The 21,386-nt window shown below is 76.1% G+C and carries 22 protein-coding genes; 14 read left to right on the top strand and 8 right to left on the bottom strand.

Features of this window, described 5'->3' with window-relative positions; all coding sequences use genetic code 11:
• Position 1: 1 nt before the first annotated feature.
• The 3 genes from glf to ACI79X_RS12990 all read right to left on the bottom strand — a co-directional run bounded on the left by glf (position 2) and on the right by ACI79X_RS12990 (position 4,507).
• The gene (gene glf, locus ACI79X_RS13000) at positions 2 to 1,189 is read right to left on the bottom strand and encodes a UDP-galactopyranose mutase (protein WP_457025820.1); all 1,188 of its coding nucleotides are present in this window, start codon (positions 1,187 to 1,189) and stop codon (positions 2 to 4) included.
• A 103-nt stretch (positions 1,190 to 1,292) separates the two neighbouring features.
• A complete protein-coding gene (locus tag ACI79X_RS12995; protein ID WP_457025819.1) occupies positions 1,293 to 2,846 on the bottom strand; it encodes a hypothetical protein in 1,554 nt (517 codons plus the stop codon).
• A 110-nt stretch (positions 2,847 to 2,956) separates the two neighbouring features.
• Entirely contained in the window at positions 2,957 to 4,507 is a 1,551-nt protein-coding gene (locus ACI79X_RS12990) for a hypothetical protein (protein WP_457025818.1), read from the bottom strand.
• 103 nt (positions 4,508 to 4,610) lie between these two features.
• Here ACI79X_RS12990 and ACI79X_RS12985 point away from each other — a divergent pair, with 103 nt between their 5' ends.
• The 7 genes from ACI79X_RS12985 to ACI79X_RS12955 all read left to right on the top strand — a co-directional run bounded on the left by ACI79X_RS12985 (position 4,611) and on the right by ACI79X_RS12955 (position 10,885).
• Positions 4,611 to 5,540, top strand: a complete 930-nt coding sequence (locus tag ACI79X_RS12985; protein WP_457025817.1) for a glycosyltransferase family 2 protein — start codon at positions 4,611 to 4,613, stop codon at positions 5,538 to 5,540.
• A 100-nt stretch (positions 5,541 to 5,640) separates the two neighbouring features.
• A complete protein-coding gene (gene gmd / locus ACI79X_RS12980; RefSeq protein ID WP_457025816.1) occupies positions 5,641 to 6,621 on the top strand; it encodes a GDP-mannose 4,6-dehydratase in 981 nt (326 codons plus the stop codon).
• Position 6,622: 1 nt separating this feature from the next.
• Positions 6,623 to 7,627 carry a GDP-mannose 4,6-dehydratase gene (locus ACI79X_RS12975; RefSeq protein WP_457025815.1) on the top strand — a complete coding sequence of 335 codons (1,005 nt, stop codon included), beginning with the start codon at positions 6,623 to 6,625 and terminating at the stop codon, positions 7,625 to 7,627.
• Positions 7,624 to 8,721 (top strand): mannose-1-phosphate guanylyltransferase, encoded by a 1,098-nt coding sequence (locus ACI79X_RS12970; RefSeq protein ID WP_457025814.1) that lies wholly within the window; start codon positions 7,624 to 7,626, stop codon positions 8,719 to 8,721. The genes ACI79X_RS12975 and ACI79X_RS12970 overlap by 4 nt, the downstream gene beginning before the upstream one ends.
• A gap of 75 nt (positions 8,722 to 8,796) precedes the next feature.
• Positions 8,797 to 9,039: a hypothetical protein gene (locus tag ACI79X_RS12965; RefSeq protein ID WP_457025813.1), complete on the top strand. Its 243-nt coding sequence runs from the start codon at positions 8,797 to 8,799 to the stop codon at positions 9,037 to 9,039.
• Positions 9,040 to 9,108: 69 nt separating this feature from the next.
• A complete protein-coding gene (locus ACI79X_RS12960) occupies positions 9,109 to 9,879 on the top strand; it encodes an SDR family NAD(P)-dependent oxidoreductase (protein ID WP_457025812.1) in 771 nt (256 codons plus the stop codon).
• 37 nt (positions 9,880 to 9,916) lie between these two features.
• Positions 9,917 to 10,885: a DNA-3-methyladenine glycosylase family protein gene (locus ACI79X_RS12955; RefSeq protein WP_457025811.1), complete on the top strand. Its 969-nt coding sequence runs from the start codon at positions 9,917 to 9,919 to the stop codon at positions 10,883 to 10,885.
• Between the two features lie 84 nt (positions 10,886 to 10,969).
• Here ACI79X_RS12955 and rfbA read toward each other — a convergent pair whose 3' ends face one another.
• The 3 genes from rfbA to cofD all read right to left on the bottom strand — a co-directional run bounded on the left by rfbA (position 10,970) and on the right by cofD (position 13,929).
• Positions 10,970 to 11,836, bottom strand: coding sequence for a glucose-1-phosphate thymidylyltransferase RfbA (gene rfbA, locus ACI79X_RS12950; RefSeq protein ID WP_457025810.1), 867 nt, complete (start codon positions 11,834 to 11,836; stop codon positions 10,970 to 10,972).
• Positions 11,837 to 11,864: 28 nt separating this feature from the next.
• Complete coding sequence (locus ACI79X_RS12945; RefSeq protein WP_457025809.1) at positions 11,865 to 12,905, bottom strand: coenzyme F420-0:L-glutamate ligase; 1,041 nt, start codon at positions 12,903 to 12,905, stop codon at positions 11,865 to 11,867.
• A 64-nt stretch (positions 12,906 to 12,969) separates the two neighbouring features.
• Complete coding sequence (gene cofD / locus ACI79X_RS12940; RefSeq protein ID WP_457025808.1) at positions 12,970 to 13,929, bottom strand: 2-phospho-L-lactate transferase; 960 nt, start codon at positions 13,927 to 13,929, stop codon at positions 12,970 to 12,972.
• A 314-nt stretch (positions 13,930 to 14,243) separates the two neighbouring features.
• Between cofD and ACI79X_RS12935 the strand changes: the two genes are divergently transcribed.
• Together ACI79X_RS12935 and ACI79X_RS12930 are read left to right on the top strand one after the other, a co-directional pair.
• Entirely contained in the window at positions 14,244 to 14,495 is a 252-nt protein-coding gene (locus ACI79X_RS12935; RefSeq protein ID WP_175562932.1) for a WhiB family transcriptional regulator, read from the top strand.
• Positions 14,496 to 14,627: 132 nt separating this feature from the next.
• The gene (locus ACI79X_RS12930; protein ID WP_457025807.1) at positions 14,628 to 15,539 is read left to right on the top strand and encodes a hypothetical protein; all 912 of its coding nucleotides are present in this window, start codon (positions 14,628 to 14,630) and stop codon (positions 15,537 to 15,539) included.
• Here ACI79X_RS12930 and ACI79X_RS12925 read toward each other — a convergent pair.
• Entirely contained in the window at positions 15,514 to 16,497 is a 984-nt protein-coding gene (locus tag ACI79X_RS12925) for a hypothetical protein (RefSeq protein ID WP_457025806.1), read from the bottom strand. The two genes, ACI79X_RS12930 and ACI79X_RS12925, sit on opposite strands and share 26 nt — an antisense overlap.
• 74 nt (positions 16,498 to 16,571) lie before the next feature.
• Here ACI79X_RS12925 and ACI79X_RS12920 point away from each other — a divergent pair, with 74 nt between their 5' ends.
• Positions 16,572 to 17,465 (top strand): hypothetical protein, encoded by an 894-nt coding sequence (locus tag ACI79X_RS12920; protein ID WP_457025805.1) that lies wholly within the window; start codon positions 16,572 to 16,574, stop codon positions 17,463 to 17,465.
• Positions 17,466 to 17,476: 11 nt separating this feature from the next.
• On the opposite strand, the gene ACI79X_RS12915 is transcribed toward ACI79X_RS12920, so the two are convergent.
• On the bottom strand, positions 17,477 to 17,956 hold the full coding sequence (locus tag ACI79X_RS12915) for a metallopeptidase family protein (RefSeq protein WP_457025804.1): 480 nt from the start codon (positions 17,954 to 17,956) through the stop codon (positions 17,477 to 17,479).
• Between the two features lie 209 nt (positions 17,957 to 18,165).
• Between ACI79X_RS12915 and ACI79X_RS12910 the strand changes: the two genes are divergently transcribed.
• From ACI79X_RS12910 to ACI79X_RS12895, 4 genes are all read left to right on the top strand, one after another.
• Complete coding sequence (locus ACI79X_RS12910) at positions 18,166 to 18,516, top strand: DUF3499 domain-containing protein (protein WP_457025803.1); 351 nt, start codon at positions 18,166 to 18,168, stop codon at positions 18,514 to 18,516.
• A gap of 78 nt (positions 18,517 to 18,594) precedes the next feature.
• The gene (locus ACI79X_RS12905) at positions 18,595 to 19,956 is read left to right on the top strand and encodes a phosphomannomutase/phosphoglucomutase (RefSeq protein WP_457025802.1); all 1,362 of its coding nucleotides are present in this window, start codon (positions 18,595 to 18,597) and stop codon (positions 19,954 to 19,956) included.
• Positions 19,953 to 20,159 (top strand): Trm112 family protein, encoded by a 207-nt coding sequence (locus ACI79X_RS12900; protein WP_457025801.1) that lies wholly within the window; start codon positions 19,953 to 19,955, stop codon positions 20,157 to 20,159. Before ACI79X_RS12905 ends, ACI79X_RS12900 begins: the two co-directional genes overlap by 4 nt.
• Entirely contained in the window at positions 20,156 to 21,298 is a 1,143-nt protein-coding gene (locus tag ACI79X_RS12895) for an SIS domain-containing protein (protein WP_457025800.1), read from the top strand. Before ACI79X_RS12900 ends, ACI79X_RS12895 begins: the two co-directional genes overlap by 4 nt.
• The last annotated feature ends 88 nt before the right edge of the window (positions 21,299 to 21,386 follow it).

Below are 21,386 nucleotides of genomic sequence, written 5' to 3'. Positions count from 1 at the left end.
GTCAGTCGTCGAGGCGGCCGTCGAGCGAGCCGCCCTCGTCGAAGAACGGCCGGATGCGGTTGTCGAACATGCTCAGCGCCGAACCGATCGCCATGTGCATGTCCAGGTACTTGTAGGTGCCCAGCCGGCCTCCGAAGAGCACGCGCTTCTCGGCGGCCTCCTGCTTGGCCAGCTCCCGGTAGCGCTCCAGCTTGGCGCGGTCCTCGGGGGTGTTGATCGGGTAGTACGGCTCGTCGCCGGTCTCGGCGAAGCGCGAGTACTCGCGGACGACGACCGTCTTGTCCTCGGGGTAGGACCGCTCGGGGTGGAAGTGCCGGAACTCGTGGATCCGGGTGAAGGGCACGTCCTCGTCGGCGTAGTTCATGACCGAGGTGCCCTGGAAGTCACCGATCGGCAGGACCTCGGTCTCGAAGTCCAGGGTGCGCCAGCCGAGCTCGCCGGCCTCGTAGTCGAAGTACTTGTCGATCGGGCCGGTGAAGACCGTCGGCACGTCGGCCGGCAGCTCGTCGCGCACGTCGAAGTAGTCCGTCGACAGCCGCACCTCGATGTTCGGGTGGTCGGCCATCTTCTGCAGCCACGCCGTGTAGCCGTCCTTCGGGAGGCCCTCGTACGTGTCGTTGAAGTACCGGTTGTCGAACGTGTAGCGCACGGGCAGGCGGGCGATGACGGCGGCGGGCAGCTCGGTCGGGTCGGTCTGCCACTGCTTCTTGGTGTACCCGCGGATGAACGCCTCGTAGAGCGGGCGGCCGATCAGCGAGATCGCCTTCTCCTCGAGGTTCTTCGCCTCGGCGGTGTCGATCTCGCCGGCCTGCTCGGCCACGAGCGCGCGGGCCTCGGCGGGGGAGAAGCTCTTGCCGAAGTACTGGCAGATGGTGGCCAGGTTCATCGGCAGCGAGTACGTCTGCCCCTGGTAGATCGAGTACACCTTGTGCTGGTAGCCGGTGAACTCGGTGAACTGGTTGACGTACTGCCAGACCCGCTCGTTGGACGTGTGGAAGAGGTGGGCGCCGTACCGGTGGATCTCGATGCCGGTCTCGGGCTCGGGCTCGGAGTAGGCGTTGCCACCGATGTGGTCACGTCGGTCGAGGACGAGCACGCGCTTGTCCAGCTGGCTGGCCACCCGTTCGGCAACGGTCAGTCCGAAGAAGCCGGAGCCGACGACGACGAGGTCAGGTCTCGCTGAGGTCACGGGGACCGACGGTACCCGGGAGGTCGCCCGCAGCCACGTCGACGGATGTGGTGTCGGGGGCGTCGGTTACGGATGTGACGAACCCGTCCGGTCTGGGTGACGGTCAGGGCGCCACGAGGGAGAACGAGCCCGCGCCGCGCCACGCCGAGGTCACCGGCCAGTCGCCGTCGGGGCGGTCCTGCTCGTACACCAGCGCCCGGTCGGGTTCGGCCGCCGGCGCCCGGTCGAGGTTGGCGAAGTTCAGTCGCAGCAGCAGGCGCATCACCGTGCCGGCCTCCTCCTGGCGCTGGTCGATCTGCGGCAGCAGCGTCCCGCGGTCGGAGAACGGGTCGACGATGTCGCACCGGCACGCGTAGGCGAGCGTGCCGATCTCGCCGGGGCTGCGGACGACGTCGTCGCCGACCTCGGTGCGCAGGTCCTCACCGATCGCCAGGTACTGCTCGGCGGTGGCCCAGTTCGTGGTGATCGGCGTCATCTCCCACGGCACCCCGCGCTGCAGCGCGAAGGCGGCGTCGACCAGCAGCAGCGCGGCCGCCAGGCCCGCCGCCAGCAGCGCCACGGGCCGCCGCCCCGCGGGGGTGGGGGCGTCGGCGGTGGCGGTGGCGTCGGCGGTGGCGGGCCGGCGCCCGGCGGCCGCGGCGCCGAGGAAGGCCGCGGTGACGGTCAGCGCGCCGACCGAGGGCGCGTAGTACCAGTGGAACGGCGGCGGCGCGAGCAGCGAGTAGGCCACCGCGTGCAGCACCCCGCCGGCGCCGAGCGCCACGACCGGGCCGAGGCCCGCCCAGCGGGCGCTGCGCCGCAGGAACGGCCAGGCGACGAGCGCCAGCAGCCCGGCCAGGGCCGGCACCGCGGCGAGCACCGTGGCCGCCGGGTAGCGCTCGAGGTAGAGCTGCCAGCCGTTGGCGAAGTCCCACGGCCCCCACGCGCCGGTGGACACCGTCTTGATGACCAGCGTGTCGGGCACCAGGGCGCCCAGCGCCACCCAGCTGAAGACGTACCAGGGCGCGGCCACCAGCAGCGCCGTGCCGAGGACGACGTGCGTGCGGCGCAGCAGTCCCGGGGTGGCCAGCAGCAGCACCAGCGGGAAGACGGCGAGGTCGACGCGGGTGAGCACCAGCAGCGCGGCCAGCGCGCCGAAGAGGACCGGCCGCCGCTCGGCCGCGGCCACCGTCGCCCAGACCGCCAGCGTGAGCGCCAGCGTCATCTCCATGCCGACGATCGCGAGGAACAGCGGGGACAGCAGCAGCAGCGCCGTCGCCGCGACCGCCGCGCCGCGGGAGAGGTCGAGGCGCCGGGCCAGCCGGGCCAGGCCCAGCGCCTGCAGCGCGGTGAGCACCACGAACACCACGCCCAGGCCCCACACCGGGTCGCGGACCACGAACGCGGCCAGCCCGAGGACCAGCACGTTGAGCGGGGAGGTGGCGCTGTTCGCCGTCCGGAACGGGGTCAGCCCCCAGTGGAACTCCTCGGCGAGGTTCCGCGCGTAGGACAGGGTGATGTAGGCGTCGTCGATGAGGCTGGCGCGCACCAGCAGGAAGCACAGCGCCGCGACGACGGCGGCCCCGCCGGCCAGCAGCAGGTCGGTCCGCTCGGTGCGGCGCGACCGCGGGGACGCCGGGGACACCGACGACGACGGGCTCGCCTGGGACGTCTGCACGGGACCTGCTCCTCGGGCGGGAGCCGACCGGTCCGTCCCGGTGGCCGCCGCCGCTGCCTCGGGGGTCGGACCCCTCGACCCTAGGCGACCGGACGGGCGCGCCGCCCCGGTCACGGGACCCGTTCCAGGTAGATGGTGGCCGGCCCGGTGGCGGGGGAGTCGGTGGGCCAGGTGATCGCGCCGTCCGGCACCGGGCCCTGCGTCCAGCGCAGCCGCCACTCCGGCGCGAGCGGCTCGTCGTCGCGGTCGAGGCGGGCGAAGTTCGCGTCGAGCAGCGCGCGCATCAGCGGGCCGGCCCGCTCGGTGCGCTCCTCCACCAGGCCGACGGCGATGCCCCGGTCGGAGAAGTAGTCGACCATCTCGCAGCCGCACGCGTAGGCCAGCGTGCCGATCTCGCCGGGCGCCTCCACGGTGTCGTCGCCCACGATCGCGGCGACCTCCGCGCCGATCTCCCGGTACTCCTCGGGCAGGGCCCACGCGCCGAAGTAGACGGGGCGGTCCCACGGCAGCGGGCGGTCGCCGGAGGTGACGGCGAGCAGCGCGCCGGCCAGCGCGGCGAGGCCGAGGGGGACGGCGTACCGGACGGCCGGCAGCCGCGGCGCGGGCAGGAACAGCGCCGCGCCGAGGACGCCGGCGGTGGCCAGCGCCACCGTCGTCGGCACGTAGTACCACTGGTAGGGCGGCACCTGGAGCAGCGAGTACGCGCCGTACCAGGCCAGCCCGCCCACCACCAGCCCCGCGAGCGGGCCGGCGACGCCCGGATGGGCGCGGCGCACCCGCGGCACGGCCAGGGCCACCGCGACGGCGACGCCCGCGAGCGCCGGGACGAAGGCGAGCGACAGCTGCAGCACGCCCCGGTCGAGCCAGAGGGTGAAGGGGCCGTTGGCGAAGGTGAAGTCCCCGAACGAGCGCTGCAGGGTCTTGATCACGAAGGTGTCCGGGATCGCGGAGCCCAGGACCGTCCAGCTGAACGTGAACCACGGCAGGGCCACGGCGGTGGCCACGGCCGGTGCGCGCCAGCCGCGGACGGCCGGGGTGAGCAGGAACACCGCGGCGACGATCACGCCGAGGTCGAGCCGGGTGAGCACCAGGACCCCGGCCAGCAGCCCGAACGCCGCGGTGCGGCCGGACACCGCCGCCCAGGTCAGCGCCGCGAGCAGCGCCGCGATCGGCAGCACCTCGAGGCCGATCGCGGAGTTGAGGAACGGGTTGGCCAGCACCACGGCCAGGAGCGCCACCGACCACGCGCCGGAGCGGCCCAGGCGCCGCGCCGTGGCGGCGGTGACCCCGGTGAGCAGCGCGCACCAGGCGACGGTGGCGATCCCCAGGCCGAGCACCGGCCGGACGTCACCGGTGACCAGCGACACCAGCCAGGTGACCGCCGCCAGCGAGAGGACGTTGAACGGCGAGGTGGCGCTGTTGGCCGTCTCGGTGGGGATCAGGCCCCAGTGCAGGTCGGACGCCACGTTCCGGACGTAGGAGAGCGTGATGTAGGTGTCGTCGATGAGGGCGCGCGACACCACGAGGAAGAACAGCCCGCCGACCACCGCGCCCGCCGCGGCCCAGCCGAGCACCGGCCGCCGGTCCCGCCCCCGCACGGGTGGGACGACGGGCACCTCGCCGGTGTCCTCGTGCTCGGCCGGCGGCGCGCTGTTGGCCACGCTGGTCCCCTCGGTCGGTCGTCGTCGTGTCGCGCGTGCCCTGGGTCCCCGTGCGCCCCGGGTGTCGGGCAGGCCCCGGGACGCGGCCTCTAGTGTCGGGCACATGAGCGCCGAGCACGCGGGGCCGCTGCGCGTCGTCGCCGTCACCTACTCCCCGGGCGAGGCGCTCGAGGGGTTCGTCACCTCCCTGGCGGAGGCCACCACCCGCCCGGTCGAGGTCGTGCTCGCCGACAACGGTTCCACCGACGGCGTGCCCGAGGACGTCGCCGCGCGCCACCCGCACGTGCGCCTGCTGCGCACCGGCGGCAACGTCGGCTACGGCGCGGCGGTCAACGCGGGCCTGGCCGGGGCGGCGGGCCGGTACGCCCTGGTCGCCAACCCCGACGTCCGCTTCGAGGCCGGCGCCGTCGACGAGCTGCTCGCCGTCGCCGCCCGCTGGCCGCGAGCGGCCACCGTGGGCCCGGCCATCCGCACGCCCGAGGGCGAGCTCTACCCCTCCGCCCGCGACCTGCCGCGGCTGTCCACCGGCGCCGGCCACGCCCTGCTCGGCTGGGCGTGGCCGGGGAACCCCTGGACGGCGCGCTACCGCCGCGAGCGCGAGGCCCCGCGGGAGCGCACCGCCGGCTGGCTGTCGGGTTCGTGCTTCCTCGTCGACCTCGGGGCGTTCCGCGCCGTCGGCGGCTTCGACCCCGGCTACTTCATGTACTTCGAGGACGTCGACCTCGCCGAGCGCCTCGGCCGGGCCGGCTACCTGCACGTCTACGCGCCGTCGGCGGTCGTCGTCCACGAGGGCGGGCACGCCACCCGCCGCGAGCCGCACCGCATGCAGCGGGTGCACCACACCAGTGCGCTGCGCTACCTGGCCGGGCAGTACCCCGGCCGCCGGAACGCGCCGCTGCGGGCGGCCCTGCGGGCCGGGCTCGGCGGCCGGATGCTGGTCAGCTACGTCAGCGGCCGGGTGGCCGCCGGGGCGCGGTTCCAGCGCCGGGCCGACGACGTCGGCCGCGCCGCGCGGCGGGCGCGCACGCCCTAGACGCGCCGCCGGACGGGTGATCCGCGACCGGAACCGGGCCTCATCCGGCCGCGGGCGTGCGAGCATCGGCGCCGAACACCGTCGCGAGGAAGTGGAGTCGATGAAGCGCGCGCTGATCACCGGGGTGACCGGGCAGGACGGCCTGTACCTGTCCGAGCTCCTGCTCGACAAGGGGTACGAGGTCTACGGGCTCGTCCGGGGCCAGAACAACCCCAAGGTGGAGATCGCGCGGCAGATCCCCGGCCTCAAGCTGCTGTTCGGTGACCTCACCGACCTCTCCAGCCTGCTGCGCGCGGTGCAGACCGCACAGCCCGACGAGGTCTACAACCTCGGCGCGATCTCCTTCGTGGCCTACTCCTGGGAGAACGCCCACCTGACCTCCGACGTCACCGGCAAGGGCGTGCTCAACATGCTCGAGGCCGTGCGGCTGTCCTGCGGCGACGACCCGGGCCGGATCCGCTTCTACCAGGCGTCGAGCTCGGAGATGTTCGGCAAGGTGCAGGAGGTCCCGCAGCGGGAGAGCACCCTGCTGTGGCCGCGCTCGCCCTACGGCGTCGCCAAGGTCTTCGGTCACTACATGACGATCAACTACCGCGAGTCCTACGGGATGCACGCGTCCTCGGGGATCCTGTTCAACCACGAGTCGCCGCGCCGCGGGCCGGAGTTCGTCACCCGCAAGGTCACCCGCGCCGTCGCCCGCATCTCCCTGGGCCTGCAGAAGGACCTGGAGCTGGGCAACCTCGACGCCCGCCGCGACTGGGGCTTCGCCGGCGACTACGTCGACGCCATGTGGCGGATGCTGCAGCAGGAGCAGGCCGACGACTACGTCGTCGCCACGGGGGAGACCCACTCCATCCGCGAGCTGCTCGACGTCGCCTTCGCGGCCGTCGGGATCGACGACTGGGACCAGTACGTCAAGCTCAACCCCGCCTTCCTCCGCCCGGCCGAGGTCGACCTCCTCATCGGGGACGCCTCCAAGGCGAAGGAGCAGCTCGGCTGGGAGCCGAGGGTCGGGTTCGAGCAGCTGGTCCAGATGATGGTCGAGAACGACCTCGCGGAGCAGCGCGCGCTGGCCGGCTGACGTGGCGCTCGCACTGGTCACCGGGATCGGCGGCCAGGACGGGGGCTACCTCGCCGAGCAGCTGGTCGCGGCCGGCCACCGGGTCCACGGCACCGTCAGCGGCGGCTCCGTCAGCGGAGCGGGCGGGCCGCTGCCCGCCCACCTGGCCGCGCTCGGGGACGCGCTGACGGTGCACGCCGCCGACCTGCGCGACCCCGGCGCGCTGCCGGGGCTGGTCGACGACGTCGGGCCCGACTGGGTGTTCAACCTGGCCGGCGCCTCCAGCGTGGCGGCGAGCTGGGACGACCCGGTCGGCACCCTCGACGTCAACGGCCGGGCGGTGCTCGCGCTGCTGGAGCACCTCCTCCGCCGGGCGGAGGACGGCACGCCGGTGCGGCTGGTGCAGGCCTCCAGTGGCGAGGTGTTCGCCGGCGCCACCGGCGGGCCGGTCACCGAGGAGTCCCCGGTCTCGCCGGTGAACCCCTACGGCGTCGCCAAGGCCGTCGCGCACCGGTCCGTGGGCATGTACCGGGAGCGCGGCCTGCACGCGAGCTCGCTGGTGCTGTTCAACCACGAGTCGCCGCGCCGGCCCGAGCGGTTCGTCACGCGCAAGATCACCCGCGGCGTCGCCGCCATCGCCGCGGGCCGGGCCGACCGGCTCGTCCTCGGCAACCTCGACGTCCGGCGGGACTGGGGCTGGGCGCCGGACTACACCGCCGCGATGCTGCTCGCCGTCGAGGCGCCCGAGGCCGGCGACTACGTCGTCGCGACGGGGGTGGCGCACAGCCTGCGAGACCTGGTGGCGGCCGCCTTCGCGGAGGTGGGCATCGCCGACTGGGAGCCGCTGCTGACCTCCGACCCCGGGCTGGTGCGCCCGGCCGACGCCGAGGTGCTCGTCGGCGACCCGTCCCGGCTGCGCGAGCGGCTCGGCTGGGCGCCGACGGTCGGCTTCGAGGAGATGGTGGCGACGATGGTCCGCAACGACCTGGCGGAGCTGTCCGCCGACGAGGGGGAGACACGCCGGTGAGGCACGCGGTCGTCATGGCCGGCGGCTCGGGCACGCGGCTGTGGCCGCTGTCGCGGGCGGCCAGGCCCAAGCAGCTGCTCGACGTCGTCGCCGAGCCCGGGGGAGGGGCGCACAGCCTGCTCGCCGAGGCGTTCGAGCGGCTGGAGGCGGTGCTGCCGGCCGAGCGGATCTGGGTGTGCACCGCGGCGCGCTACGGCGAGCAGGTGCGCGCGGCGCTGCCCCGGCTGCGCGCCGACCGGCTGGTCCTCGAGCCGGTCGCCCGCGACACCGCCAACGCCGTCGGGCTGGCCGCCGCGCTGGTGGCCGAGGCCGACCCCGACGCCGAGCTCGCCGTGGTGAGCGCCGACCACGTCATCCGCCCGGTCGAGCGCTTCGCCGCCACGCTGACCACCGCCTTCGACGCCCTGTCCGCCCGGCCGCGGGCGCTGGTCACCCTCGGCATCACGCCCACCGCCCCGGCCACCGGCTTCGGCTACGTCCGCCGCGGCGGGGCCACCGGGGTGCCCGGCGTCGCCGAGGCCGCGGCGTTCAAGGAGAAGCCCGACCGCGCCACCGCCGAGGGTTACCTCGCCTCGGGCGAGTACCTGTGGAACTCCGGCATGTTCGTCTGGCGGGCGCGCACCGTGCTCGACGCGCTCGCCGACCACCTGCCCGCCTCCGCCGAGGGGCTGGCCCGCGTGGTGGCCACGCCGGCGGGCCCGGAGCGCGACGCCGTCCTCGCCGAGGTCTTCCCGACGCTGCCGAAGACGAGCGTCGACTACGCGGTGCTCGAGCCCGCGGCCACCGAGCCCGGCCGGGTGCTGGTGGCCGACCTCGACGTCGAGTGGCTCGACGTGGGCTCGTGGCCTGCGCTGGCGCAGACGCTGGCGGTCACCGGCGACAACGCCGTCTCCGGGCTCGCGGTCGCCCTCGACAGCGCGGGCAACATCGTGCTGAGCGACGACCCCGACCACCTGGTCGCGCTGGTCGGAGTCCGCGACAGCGTCGTGGTGGCCACCCGCGACGTCACGATGGTCTGCCCGGTGTCCGACGCCGAGCGGGTCAAGCAGCTCCTCGCCGCCGTGGAGGAGCGCTTCGGTGCGCGCTTCAGCTGAGCGCCACGTGCGCGCCCGGTGGGCGGTGCGGCTGGGCGTGGCCGTGTGGGCGGCCTCCGTGCTGCTCGTCGCCGCGTGGTGGGCGGCGCCGCCTGCGAGCTGACGCCGGGCAGCTCGGTGTACGGCGAGCCGAGTCGCAGCTGGCTGCCGCCGGGGACGACGTGCACCTACGCGGCGGGGCCGGCCACCGGCCTGGACGAGGAGCTGGTGGTCGACCCGCCGGCGCGGCGGACGGCCGTCCTGGCGGTCGCGGTGGCCGGCGGCCCGGCGCTGCTGCTCGCCCGTCGCCGCGCGCCGGCCGCACCCCGCCGCCGCTGACGCGCCCGGCGGGTGGGACCGCGGGCACCCGGTGCCGCGGCCGGGCGGCGGCGTGGTCGAATGCCGGGCATGCAGAGCTTCGACGTCGCAGCTGTCGTGTCCGGCGGGGCCTCGGGCCTCGGGGAGGCCACCACCCGCGCGCTCGCCGCGCGCGGCGCCGCGGTCACCGTCGCCGACCTCAACGAGGAGCGCGGGACCGCGCTGGCCGGCGAGCTGGGCGGGCACACGACGTTCGTCCGCACCGACGTCACCGACGAGGCGCAGGTCGCCGCGGCGATCGCCGACGCCACCGGCAAGGACCGGCCGCTGCGGATCGCCGTCAACTGCGCCGGCATCGGCTGGGCGCAGCGCACCGTCGGCAAGGGCAACACCGCCCACGACCTCGAGCCGTTCCTGCGCACGGTCCAGGTGAACCTGGTCGGCACCTTCAACGTGCTGCGCCTCGCCGCCGCGGCGATGGCCGCCACCGAGCCGGAGGAGGACGGCGAGCGCGGCGTCGTCGTCAACACCGCCTCCATCGCGGCCTTCGACGGGCAGATCGGCCAGATCGCCTACGCCGCGTCCAAGGGCGGCATCGTCGGCATGACGCTGCCGGCGGCCCGCGACCTGGCCAGCGTCGGCGTGCGCGTCTGCACGATCGCGCCGGGCCTCGTGGACACCCCGCTGCTCGGCAGCCTGCCCGAGGAGGCGCGCACAGCGCTGGCCAACGGGATCCCGTTCCCCAAGCGGCTGGGCCGCCCCGACGACTTCGCGCAGCTGGCACTCGGCATCATCGAGCACGGCTACCTCAACGGCGAGACCATCCGGATGGACGGCGCCCTGCGCATGGCGCCCCGCTGACGGGGGCCGTTCCTCTCCCTCTTCCCCGGAGAACCGCGTGACCACAGCACTGCCGGCCCCGACCCCGCCGGCGCACCACCCCGCACCGGCTCCCGCCGGCGCGGACTTCGCCGACTGCTGGCGGCCGGACTGGACCTTCGACCTGAAGGCCGTCCTGCGCCCGCACCAGCGCGGCGCGAGCGACCCCACGATGCGGTGGGACGGCGACGCCGTCTGGCGCACGACCACCACGCCCTGCGGGCCGGCCACCGTCCGCATCACCTCCCGCGGCGGCGAGGTGCAGGTGCTGGCGTGGGGTCCCGGGGCGGAGTGGGCCGGGACGGCGGTGCCCGGGTGGCTCGGCGCGCACGACGACCCGGCCGGCTTCGACCCGAGCGGCCACCCGCTGCTGCGCGAGATCGCGCGGCGCACGCCCGACCTGCCGCTGAGCCGCACCGGCCGCACCTGGGACGCGCTCGTGCCCGCGGTGCTGGAGCAGAAGGTCACCGTCATCGAGGCGCACCGCGTCTGGCGCGCGCTGCTGCGGCTGGCCGGCGAGCCCGCCCCGGGCCCCGCGCCCGAGGGCATGCGGGTGCTGTTCCCCCCGCGCCGGATGCTGGAGATCCCCGACTGGGAGTGGCACCGCGCCGGCCTCGACGGCGCCCGGCGGCGGGCGCTGCGGCACGTCGCCTCGGTGGCCCACGCGCTCGAGCCCGACGGCGACTGCGACTCCCCGACGCTGCAGCGCCGGCTGCGCACCGTCCCCGGCATCGGCGTGTGGACGGCGGCCGAGGTCGTGCAGCGCACGCTGGGCTGCCCCGACACCGTCAGCTACGGCGACTACCACCTCAAGAACCTGGTGGGCTGGTCGCTGGCCGGCCGCAAGACCGACGACGACGGGATGATGGTGCTGCTCGAGCCCTGGCGCGGGCACCGCCAGCGGGTGGTCCGGCTGCTGCACCTGGGCGGGAGCATGCCGCCCCGCCGCGGCCCCCGCGTGGCGCCGACCGACTACAAGCGGATCTAGCGCTCCCGTCCGCGAGATCTGCACACTCGGGACCTTCCCGGCGCGGGAGGCCCCGAGTGTGCAGATCTCGCGGGAGATCCGGATCTAGCGGTCCTCGAGCAGGCGCAGCAGGTAGTCGCCGTAGCCGCTCTTGGCCAGCGGCTCGGCGGCGCGGCGCAGGCCGTCGTCGTCGAGCCAGCCCTGCCGCCAGGCGACCTCCTCGATGCAGCCGATCTTGAGGCCCTGCCGCTCCTCGACCACCGAGACGAACTCCGTCGCCTGACGCAACGAGGTGAAGGTCCCGGTGTCCAGCCAGGCGGTCCCGCGGTCGAGGACGGTCACGGTCAGCCGGCCCTCGCGCAGGTAGTGCTCGTTGACGGCGGTGATCTCCAGCTCGCCGCGCGCGCTGGGCCGGATCGAGCGGGCCACCTCGACCACCGAGGACTCGTAGAAGTACAGGCCCGGCACCGCGTAGGAGCTCTTCGGCGTCGCGGGCTTCTCCTCGATGGACAGCACGCGGCCGGACGGGTCGAACTCCACGACGCCGTAGTCGGCCGGGTTGGCCACGTGGTAGGCGAACACGTGCCCGCCGTCGGGTTCCGGGAGGCGGCCGAGCGCCGTGCCGAGGCCCGCGCCGTAGAAGATGTTGTCGCCGAGGACCAGCGCGACCGCCTCGTCCCCGACGAAGTCCGCGCCGATGAGGAACGCCTGCGCGAGGCCCTCGGGACGCTCCTGCACCGCGTACTCGATCCGCATCCCGAGCCGGGCGCCGTCGCCGAGCAGGGCGCGGAAGGCCGCCTGGTCGCCAGGGGTGGTGATCACCAGCACCTCGCGGACGCCGGCCATCATCAGCGTCGAGAGCGGGTAGTAGACCATCGGCTTGTCGTAGACGGGCATCAGCTGCTTGCTGACCGCCTGGGTGATCGGGAACAGGCGGCTGCCGGTGCCCCCGGCCAGGATGATCCCCCGCATGACGGCGGACGCTACCGAGACCTGCTGGTCAGGCGCGCGGGGAGCCGAGCCACAACCTCCCGACGAGGGAGGAGCCGCCCGGGCTGCCCACCGGCTCCCAGCGGGTCGACCAGCCCTCGGCGTGCAGCTGCACCACGACGGCCCCGATCAGCGCGCCGAGGTTGAGCGCCGCCGTGGTGGTGGCCCGCTCGGTCAGGTGCACGTCGACGGCGCCGTCGCCCTCGCCGCCGTGCCGCAGCACCACCGGGAACTCCGGCAGCGCGGCGCTGGCCACCCGGAACGCCTCGGCCACCGCCTCGCGGTCGCCGGGCCGCGGCACCAGGTCGGCGGCCGGCCGGCGGGTGGCCACCAGGTCGCGGCTGCCGTAGGGGAACAGGTCGCCGGGGCCCAGCCGCACCAGCGGCCGGGTGCCGGGGTCCTCGTCGAGCCGCTCGAAGGGCAGCCCCCGGACGACGGCGACCGGCACCCCGCCGAGCTTCCCCTTCACCAGGTCGGCGGCCGAGGCGAGCTCGTCGACGACGGCGACCTGCGTGGTCTCCAGCCGGTTGCCGTGCGCGTCGACGTCGCCGCGGTGGTCGGTCAGCGCGGCGATCCCCGCCGATCCCACCGCGACGTCGGTGAGCCCCTCCCGCCAGGTGCGGCCGAAGGTGTCACTGACGACCACCGCCACGTCGACGCCGAGCAGCTCCCGCAGCCGCACGCGCAGGCGGCGCGCGGAGGCGTCGGCGTCCTCCGGGAGCAGGACCAGCGAGTCGCCGGGCACGTTGGAGGCGTCGATGCCGGCCGCGGCGACCACCCAGCCGTGCCGCGTCTCGACGATCTTCAGCGGCCCGCGGCGGGCCACCACCCGCACGGTCTCCTCGTCGATGGCCCGCTGGCGCACCGCCTCGCGGTCGGCGCCCGGCGGCACCGGGACCACCCGGCCCTCCACCTTCGACACGACCTTCGAGGTCACGACGACGACGTCGCCGTCGGCCAGCCACGGCGCGGCGGCGGCCACCGCGCCGGCCAGGTCGTCGCCGGCGGTGAACTCGGGCAGCCCCAGGACCGGATGAACGGAGATGCCCACCGTCGGCCCCTCCGCAGGGGCCCGTCGCGAGCTCGCGAGCGGCGGGGGGCGGAGGGGTCCTTCGTCAGACACCCGCGGCGTCCAGGGCGGCGCGGGCCATGGCGGCAGTGGCCCCCGGCGAGTCCATGAGCAGCGGGACGGCGCGCACGTCGACGCCGGGCACCTGCGCCGGGTCGCCGGTGTGCACCAGCCACGCGTCGAGCAGGCCGCCGTCGGAGCGGGCGCCGTAGTGCCGGCCCACGCCCTCGGCGCTGACCTCGACGCCGACCACCGGCAGGCAGCGGTCGGCCATCCCGCGCACCACGGCGCCGTCGACGACGGGGGACAGCCCCACGATCCGGCCCGGGGTGGCCAGCAGCGCCTCGCGCAGGCCGGGCACGCCGAGGATCGTGCCGATCGACACCACGGGGTTCGACGGCGCGAGGAGCACGGCGTCGGCCCGGGCCAGCGCCTCGGCCACGCCCGGTGCCGGGCGGGCCCGCTCGGCGCCGACCTGCACGAACGCGTGCGCGTCGAGCCGCGCGCGGTGGCGCACCCACCACTCCTGGAAGTGGATGGCGCCGCGGCGGCCGGTGTCCGGGTCGTCGACCACGACGTGCGTCTCGACCCGCTGGTCGCTCATCGGCAGCACGGTGACGCCCGGCTCCCAGCGGGTGGCCAGCGCGGCGGTGACGTCGGAGAGCGGGTAGCCGGCGTCGAGCATCCGGGTGCGGACCAGGTGGGTGGCGAGGTCGCGGTCGCCGAGGCCGAACCAGGTGGGCTCGGCGCCGTAGGCGGCCAGCTCCTCCTTGACCGTCCAGGTCTCGCCGGTGCGGCCCCAGCCACGCTCCGGGTCGATGCCGCCGCCGAGCGTGTAGACCACGCTGTCGAGGTCGGGGCAGATCCGCAGGCCGTGCATCGTCACGTCGTCGCCGGTGTTGACCACCGCGGTGACCGACCCGGGCGGTGCCACGTCCCGCAGCCCGGTGAGGAAGCGGGCTCCTCCGACACCTCCGGCGAGGACGACGATCTCCACGAAAGTCATCGTGCCCCATGGGCACTTGTCCACTGTTCGACGGGCGTGTTGCGAAGGTGCACGAGAACTGACGAACGATCCGTGATGGGTGTGACGGGTGTGGTCAACCGCTTACACCGGGCGATGTTGACGCTCGGGCAACGACACGCGTGTAATTCCGGCGGTGTGAGGCGCAGGCGAGCGCCGGGAGGAACCCGGCGCACCGCGCCCCGGACGACAGCGAGAGGGGACGCATCGTCATGGCAGAGGTCTCGTGGCTGAGTGACTACGTCAGCGGAGCCGAGCGGTCCGGCCGGGGCGCCGGCGCCGCCGACCAGGGTCTGATGGGCATGCTCGGCATGGGCCTGACCGACGACATCGCGTCCTGGCAGGAGCGCGCGCTGTGCGCCGAGACCGACCCGGAGGCGTTCTTCCCCGAGAAGGGCGGCTCCACGCGCGAGGCGAAGAAGATCTGCACCGGCTGCGAGGTCAAGGCCGAGTGTCTCGAGTACGCGCTGGCCAACGACGAGCGCTTCGGCATCTGGGGCGGGCTCTCCGAGCGGGAGCGCCGCCGCCTGCGCCGTCGCGCCATCTGATCCTCCGGGGTGGCCGGCCGGCCGCCCGACGGGCCGTCCGACACACCGACGTGCGAGACCCCGGCCTCTCCTCACCAGCCCCCGGCGGCACCGCCGCCGGGGGCTGCGGCGTCCCTGTGGTCGGATGAGCGGGTGGGGGACGCGCGCACCCGGGTCGCACGCGGCCGGGCGCAGGTGGTGCGCGAGCTGCGCGCGGCCGTGCCGCTGGCCCGCGACCTGCGGGCACCGCTGACCGCCTCGGCGCCCTGGCTCACCACCGTGCTGTCGGTGGAGTCGGCGTACCGCCGGCCCCGGCCGCTGCCCGTGGCGGTGGTGGCCGGACGCGGCGGGTCCGCCGGCCCCGACGGGCTGGCGCTGCTGGCCCTCGCGACCGCCGGCCCGGTGGTCACCGCGACGCTCCTCGGTGACGGGCTGCCCGTGCCGGGCGGCCGTCCCGCCGCGCGGTTGCTCGCCCGCGACGACGACGTCGCCGACGCCCTCGCCGCGGGCGTGCTCGGGGTGCTGACGGCGCTGCGCCGCCCCTGGCGGATGCGCCTGACCGGGCTCCCGCTGGGCGACCCGACCGTGCGCGCGCTGGCGCGGCGGCGGCCCGACGCCGCGCTCGCCCGTGCCCGCAGCAGCCGCCTGGTCGACGACCTCGGCGCCGTCCCCACCGGGGAACTCGTCCGCAGTCGCGACGCCCGCGACCTCGACGCCGCCCTGCCCGACCTCCTCGCCGAGGTCCGCGACCGCCGCGCGGCCGCCCTCGTCCGCGCCGCCGCCCGGCTGCACGCGGCGGCCGGCCGGCTCGAGGTGGCCACCGTCCGCGACGGCGGGCGGCTGCGCGCCGGGCTGCTCACCCTGCTCGACGGCGACGACCGGCTGCCCTGGTGGGGACGCTCCGAGGTCGGCGGCCTGCGCGAGGAGCGGGGCGCGCCGCTGGTCGGCGTGTCGCTCACCGGCCGCGGCAGGGTCGTCCGCGCGGCCGTGGACCGGGTCGTCCCCCTGCTCCCCGTGAGCGCGCCGGCGGGCCGGCGGCTCAGCCGGGGACGCGGATCCGGCTGAGCGACGGGTCGGGCAGCGACTCCGCCCGGTCGGTGCCGAGGAACAGCGTGCCCTCGGCGGGGGCCTCGCCGCCGCGCGGCGGCTCCGCCGGCGCGACCGTGACGCTGAGGTCGTACACGCGGCCGGTGTAGGCCGGCGGGGTGCCGTTGGGTCGCGTGTAGGTGGGGAAGCGGCCCGCCAGCCGGAGGGCGTCGCCGTCACGGGTGACCCCGAGCGCCGGGGCCGGCAGGTCGGCGTACTCGACGCCGGTGGCCGTGCAGCCGGCCGCCGCCGGGTCCTCCGGCGCGGTGCTGCCCAGGCAGTTCCAGGTGACCAGCCGCAGGTGCGCGAGCGCCGCCCCGCCCTCGCCCACGGTGACGCTGACGGCGGGGTAGCCGACGCTCACCCCGACCGCGCGCCGCTCGAGCACCAGGCCGCCCAGGGCCAGCCGGGCGCTGACGCCGGTGTCGCCGAGGGGCACCGACCGTGCGGCGAGCAGGCCCGCGCCCCGCTCGCCGGGCAGCGGGTCGGCCGGGACCGGGGGCAGCGACGGTGCGGCCGGGGACGGCGCCGGCGGCGGAGGAGCGGGCGTGGCGACCGGCGGGGGAGCGGGCGAGGAGGCGGGGTCGTCCCGCGCGGCCAGGGCGACCCCGGCCAGGACGGCGACCAGCGCCAGCGCCGCCGCGCCGAGGACGGCCACCGCTCGGCCGGCGTCGCCGTCGTCGCCGGGCCCGTCCGGGACCGGGGGCTCCGGCGCCGGGACCGCCGGCGGGAGCGGCGTCCCCGGCGGCGCGTCGAGGAAGCCGGGCAGGTCGTCCTGCGCCCAGCGGGAGGCGGGCGCCGGCGTGGGGACAGCGGGCCGCGTGGCCGGGCGGCGCACCGCCGGCCGGGTGCGGGCCAGGAGCACCGCGACGGCGGCGAGGCCCGCCAGCGCCACGCCCAGCACCACCCAGGCGGCGACCGGCGCGGTGGACTCCATCCCGCAGAGCATCGCAGGGCGACCCGGGTGGATCAGCCGTCGCGGCCGGACGGGGGGCCTGACACGATCCGGCTGTGGCAGACAGCGGGTCGACGTCGTCCGGTGTCCGTGACCGCGTGGCCTCGCTGCTCGCCGAGCTGGGCGTCACCCAGCCGGTGACCGCGGTCGCCGACCTCAGCGCCCGGCTGGGCGTGGTGCAGGGCGTGCTCGCCGACCGCGTCCTCGACCTCGCCGTCACCGAGAGCGGCCGCCGCCGGCTGCGGGCGGAGCTGCGCGGCCGGCGCTGGGCCGAGGAGCGGCAGGTCGGCGTCCCCGAGGTGCTCGCCGCCGCCGACGACGGCCGCTGGCTGCTGTCCCGCCGCGTGCACCCGGGCGCCTCCGGCGGCCAGCGGTGGACGGCCGCGGCGGTGGAGACCGCCGTCCGCATCGCGCCGCTGCCCGTGCCGCCGGGCCAGCCGTGGACCCCTCCGGCCGGGCCGGCGCTGCGCCGGGCGCGCAGCACCGTCGGCGACACCGGCCGGCTGCTGCGCGGCGGCCTGCGGATGGGGGAGCTCCGGGCCGTCCGCGCCGCCGCGGCGCAGCTGCCGCTGTCGGAGGTCGGGCACGGCGACTACCGCGCAGCGAACGTCGTCCTCGACGCCGACGGCGCCGACGACGGCGACCGGGTCGTCGTCCTCGAGTGGTCCGGCGTGCGCGCGGCACCCCGGCACCGCGACCTGCTCACGCTGTGGGCGACCACGCCCGACGCGCAGGACCGCGCGCAGATCGGCGAGGTGGTGCTCTCGCGCACCGCCGGCTGGGAGGAGCCCGACGTCGGCCTGCTGTGGCACGCCGTCGCCCTGGAGCAGCTGGCCGCGCGGCTCACCCGCGCCGACCGCGGCGACGGTCTCGACGTCGCCTTCGCCCGCGCCCGCCTCGACGAGGCGCGCGGCATGGCCGAGGAGCTGGGCAGCCCGGTCGAGCGCTGACCCGTGGGGCCTCAGCCCGTGGGGTCGATCTCCTCGGGGTCGCGGCCGAGCAGCACCGCCACCTGGTCGACGACGACGTCGCGGACGAGGTCGGCGAGGTCGTCGCGGTCGTGCGCCCGGATCTCCAGCGGCCGCCGGTAGACGACGATCCGCGGCGGCACCTCGCGGCCGTCCTCGCGGTGCGCCGGCAGCACCCGGGCCAGCGGCACCGTCCCGTCGTCGAGCACGTCGGGGTCCAGCACCACCTCGTCGGGGTCGGTGTGGTCCACCCACGGCACGTCCTCGACGGCGAACTCCACCCCGGCGAGCTCGCGCTCCCAGCGGCGCTCGATGTCCTCGACCGCGTCGAGCACCAGGTCGTCGAACTGCTCGGCGCGGCTGCGCGAGAGCGGGACCTCCTCGGGTACCAGGCGCCCGCGCAGGCCGCGGCCGTGGCGGTCGCGGCGGGAGCGGGAACGGCCGGAGGAGGGTCGCGGGGCGGGTCGGCTCATGGCGCGCCGAGCGTACGGCGCGCCCGCGGGGGCGGGCAGCGCGCGCGGGGCCCGGCAGGGTCCGGCGGGTCCGCCGCGGGCCCGGGCGGACCCGGTCCCGGGGCGCGCGGGGACGTCGGGTTGGATGGGAGAGGTGGTGCGCTGGACCGGTGCGCCTGCTCGCCGGACCCCGTGGGCGGGGCTACTGTGCCTCGCGTGAGGAACCGGTGGTGAGGCAGTCACGTCGCTGCTCGCGCAGCGGCTGCGCGCAACCGGCGGCGGCGACCCTGACCTACGTCTACGCGGAGTCGACCGCCGTCGTGGGTCCGCTGGCGACGTTCTCGGAGCCGCACAGCTACGACCTCTGCGAGTTCCACGCCGAGCGGCTGACCGTGCCGCGCGGCTGGGAGGTCGTCCGGCACGAGATCGACGTCGAGGACTCCGGCCCGACCGGCGACGACCTGCTCGCGCTGGCCGACGCCGTCCGCGAGGCCGCCCGTCCCGAGCCCCCGCGCAACCCGGCCGACGACGGCCGCGGCACCCGGCGGGGACACCTCCGGGTGCTCCCCGACCTCGACTAGGCGCACCCGCCCGCGGCTCCGGATAGGGTCGTCCGGCACCGGGGTCGGCCCGGGGCGAGGCCGGCGCGAGGGTGGGCTGTGGCGGATCTGTCGTCGATCATCAAGGCCTACGACGTCCGGGGCGTGGTCCCGGACGAGTGGGACGAGGACGTGGCGCGGCGCATCGGCGCCGCCTTCGCCGAGTTCGTGGCCGCCGAGAGCGGTGCCACGACCGTCGTGACGGCGCACGACATGCGCCCCTCGTCGGTGCCGCTGTCGCGCGCCTTCGCCGAGGGCGTCCTGTCCCGCGGCGTCGACGTCGTCGAGGCGGGGCTCGGCTCCACCGACCTGCTCTACTTCGCCGCCGGCTCGCTCGACGTGCCCGGCGCGATGTTCACCGCCAGCCACAACCCGGCGCAGTACAACGGCATCAAGCTCTGCCGCGCCGGCGCCGCCCCCGTGGGGCAGGAGTCCGGGCTGGCCACCATCCGCGAGTGGGCCGAGGTCGACGCCTACGACCGCGACCCCGGCCGCACCGGCGAGGTCACCCGGCGCGACCTGCTCGCCGAGTACGCCGCCCACCTGCGCCGGCTGGTCGACCTGTCGGCCATCCGGCGGCTGCGGGTCGTCGTCGACGCCGGCAACGGCATGGGCGGGCACACCGTCCCGGTGGTGCTCGACGGGCTGCCGCTCGATGTCGTCCCGCTGTACTTCGAGCTCGACGGCACCTTCCCCAACCACGAGGCCAACCCGCTGGACCCGGCCAACCTGGTCGACCTGCAGGCCGCCGTCGTCCGCGAGGGCGCCGACATCGGGCTGGCCTTCGACGGTGACGCCGACCGGGTGTTCGTCGTCGACGAGCGCGGGGAGCCGGTGAGCCCCTCGGCGGTGACCGCGCTGGTCGCCGTCCGCGAGCTGGCCAAGGGCCACGGGACGACGGTGATCCACAACCTGATCACCTCGCGTGCGGTGCCGGAGATCGTCCGCGAGCACGGCGGGCAGCCGGTGCGCACCCGCGTCGGCCACTCGTTCATCAAGGCCGAGATGGCCCGCACCGACGCCGTCTTCGGCGGCGAGCACTCCGCGCACTACTACTTCCGCGACTTCTGGCGCGCCGACACCGGCATGCTCGCCGCGATGCACGTGCTGGCCGCCCTCGGCGAGCAGTCCCGGCCGCTGTCGGAGCTCACCGCCGCCTACAGCCGCTACGCCGCCTCCGGGGAGATCAACTCCCGGGTCGACGACGCCGCCGGGCGCACCGCCGCCGTCCGCGAGGCGTTCGAGGCCGAGGGCGCGACGTTCGACGAGCTCGACGGGCTCACCGTCGACCTGCCCGACGGCTCGTGGTTCAACCTGCGGGCGAGCAACACCGAGCCGCTGCTGCGGCTGAACGTGGAGGCGCCCGACGCGGCGCGGATGGAACAGCTCCGGGACCGGGTGCTGGGGATGGTGCGCGCATGACCGCGACGGGACCGCTCGGCCTGGACCCGGTGCTGCTGGAGATCCTGGCCTGCCCCGACACCCACCACGCGCCGCTCACCGTCGACGAGGCGGCGGGCGAGCTGCTGTGCACCGAGTGCGACCGGGCCTTCCCCGTCCGCGACGGGATCCCGGTCCTGCTGCTCGACGAGGCGCGTCACCGCGGGGGGAGCGGGGGAGCATGACCTCGCCGGAGCTGGCCGAGGAGGTCCTCGACGACCTCGACGTGCTGCGCGCCCGCGACCCGCGCGGGCTGCTGCCGGCCGTCGCCGGCGCCGGCGCGCAGGTGCGCGAGACCTCGCGCCTGGTCGACGAGGCGGGCCTCGGGCCGGTCACCGGCGGCGGCCGCCCCCGCGGGCTGGTCGTCGTCGCCCGCCGCGAGGGCGCGGTCGCGGCGTCGGTGCTGCGCGCGCTGCTCGGCCCGGCCAGCCCGGTCACCGTCGACGTCGTCCCCGGCCCGGACCTGCCGGTGTGGACCGGGCCCGCCGACGTCGCCGTCGTCGCCACCCGCACCGGCGCGGGCCGGTACGCGGTGACCCCGGCCTACGAGGCCGCGCGCCGCGGCGTCACCCTGCTCGGCATCGGCGCCGAGGACGCGCCGCTGCGGGCGGCCTGCTCGACGGCGCGGATGCCCTACGTGCCGCTGCCGCGCTCGCGGGTCCGCCACACGACGCTGTGGTCGCTGCTCACCCCGATGCTGCGGCTGGTCACCGAGCTGGAGCTGGTCCGGCCCGAGGTCGCCGACCCCGAGGCGATCGCCGCCGCCCTCGACGAGGTCGCCGTGGAGTGCGGCCCGGCGCAGGAGTCCTTCGTCAACCCGGCGAAGACCCTCGCGCTCGAGCTGCTCGACGCCCTGCCGGTCATCGCCGCCGAGGGTCCGATGGCCGACACCGCCGCCGCGCGGTTCGCCGACCAGCTGGCCACCCTCGCCGGCCTGCCCACCAGCGGGTTCCGGCTGCCCGACCAGCGGGTGGCCGCCTGCGCGGTGCTCGGCGGGCCGCTGGCCACCCCCGACGCCGACGACTTCTTCCGCGACCGCGCCGAGGACACCGGCCGGCGGCTGCGGCTGCTCACCGTCCGCGACACCGACGCCGCCTCCCACGACGGCGCGGGGGAACGGGAGCCGCGCTCGGCGCGGGAGGCCATGGCCGAGGTGCTGCGCACCGCCGCGGCGAACAACGTGCCGGTCAGCGGGCTGGCCGAGCACGGCGAGCCCGAGCGCTGGGGCCGGCTGCCCCGGCTCGCCCGGCAGCTCGCCGTCGCCGACTTCACCGCCGTCTACCTGGCCCTGGCGCTGGACCAGGAACGCGCGCAGCGGCGGTGACGCCGGACGGCCGGTGTCCCCACCGCCGGGGCGGGGTACCGGATCGCGAACGACCGTGCAGCGCACCCGACTGCTGACCGACTGGAAG

This window comes from Geodermatophilus sp. SYSU D01119 (assembly GCF_054049975.1).
The sequence above is the reverse complement of the archived record's forward strand: the minus strand, read 5'-3'. Positions and strand labels throughout refer to the sequence as shown.

Excerpts from the sequence above, each read along its gene's own strand:
- ACI79X_RS12985 (WP_457025817.1), top strand. The coding sequence starts at position 4,611 with ATGAGCGCCGAGCACGCGGGGCCGCTGCGCGTCGTCGCCGTCACCTAC.
- gmd (WP_457025816.1), top strand. The coding sequence starts at position 5,641 with ATGAAGCGCGCGCTGATCACCGGGGTGACCGGGCAGGACGGCCTGTAC.
- ACI79X_RS12960 (WP_457025812.1), top strand. The coding sequence starts at position 9,109 with ATGCAGAGCTTCGACGTCGCAGCTGTCGTGTCCGGCGGGGCCTCGGGC.
- rfbA (WP_457025810.1), bottom strand. The coding sequence starts at position 11,836 with ATGCGGGGGATCATCCTGGCCGGGGGCACCGGCAGCCGCCTGTTCCCG.
- cofD (WP_457025808.1), bottom strand. The coding sequence starts at position 13,929 with ATGACTTTCGTGGAGATCGTCGTCCTCGCCGGAGGTGTCGGAGGAGCC.
- ACI79X_RS12935 (WP_175562932.1), top strand. The coding sequence starts at position 14,244 with ATGGGCATGCTCGGCATGGGCCTGACCGACGACATCGCGTCCTGGCAG.
- ACI79X_RS12925 (WP_457025806.1), bottom strand. The coding sequence starts at position 16,497 with ATGGAGTCCACCGCGCCGGTCGCCGCCTGGGTGGTGCTGGGCGTGGCG.
- ACI79X_RS12915 (WP_457025804.1), bottom strand. The coding sequence starts at position 17,956 with ATGAGCCGACCCGCCCCGCGACCCTCCTCCGGCCGTTCCCGCTCCCGC.
- ACI79X_RS12900 (WP_457025801.1), top strand. The coding sequence starts at position 19,953 with ATGACCGCGACGGGACCGCTCGGCCTGGACCCGGTGCTGCTGGAGATC.
- ACI79X_RS12895 (WP_457025800.1), top strand. The coding sequence starts at position 20,156 with ATGACCTCGCCGGAGCTGGCCGAGGAGGTCCTCGACGACCTCGACGTG.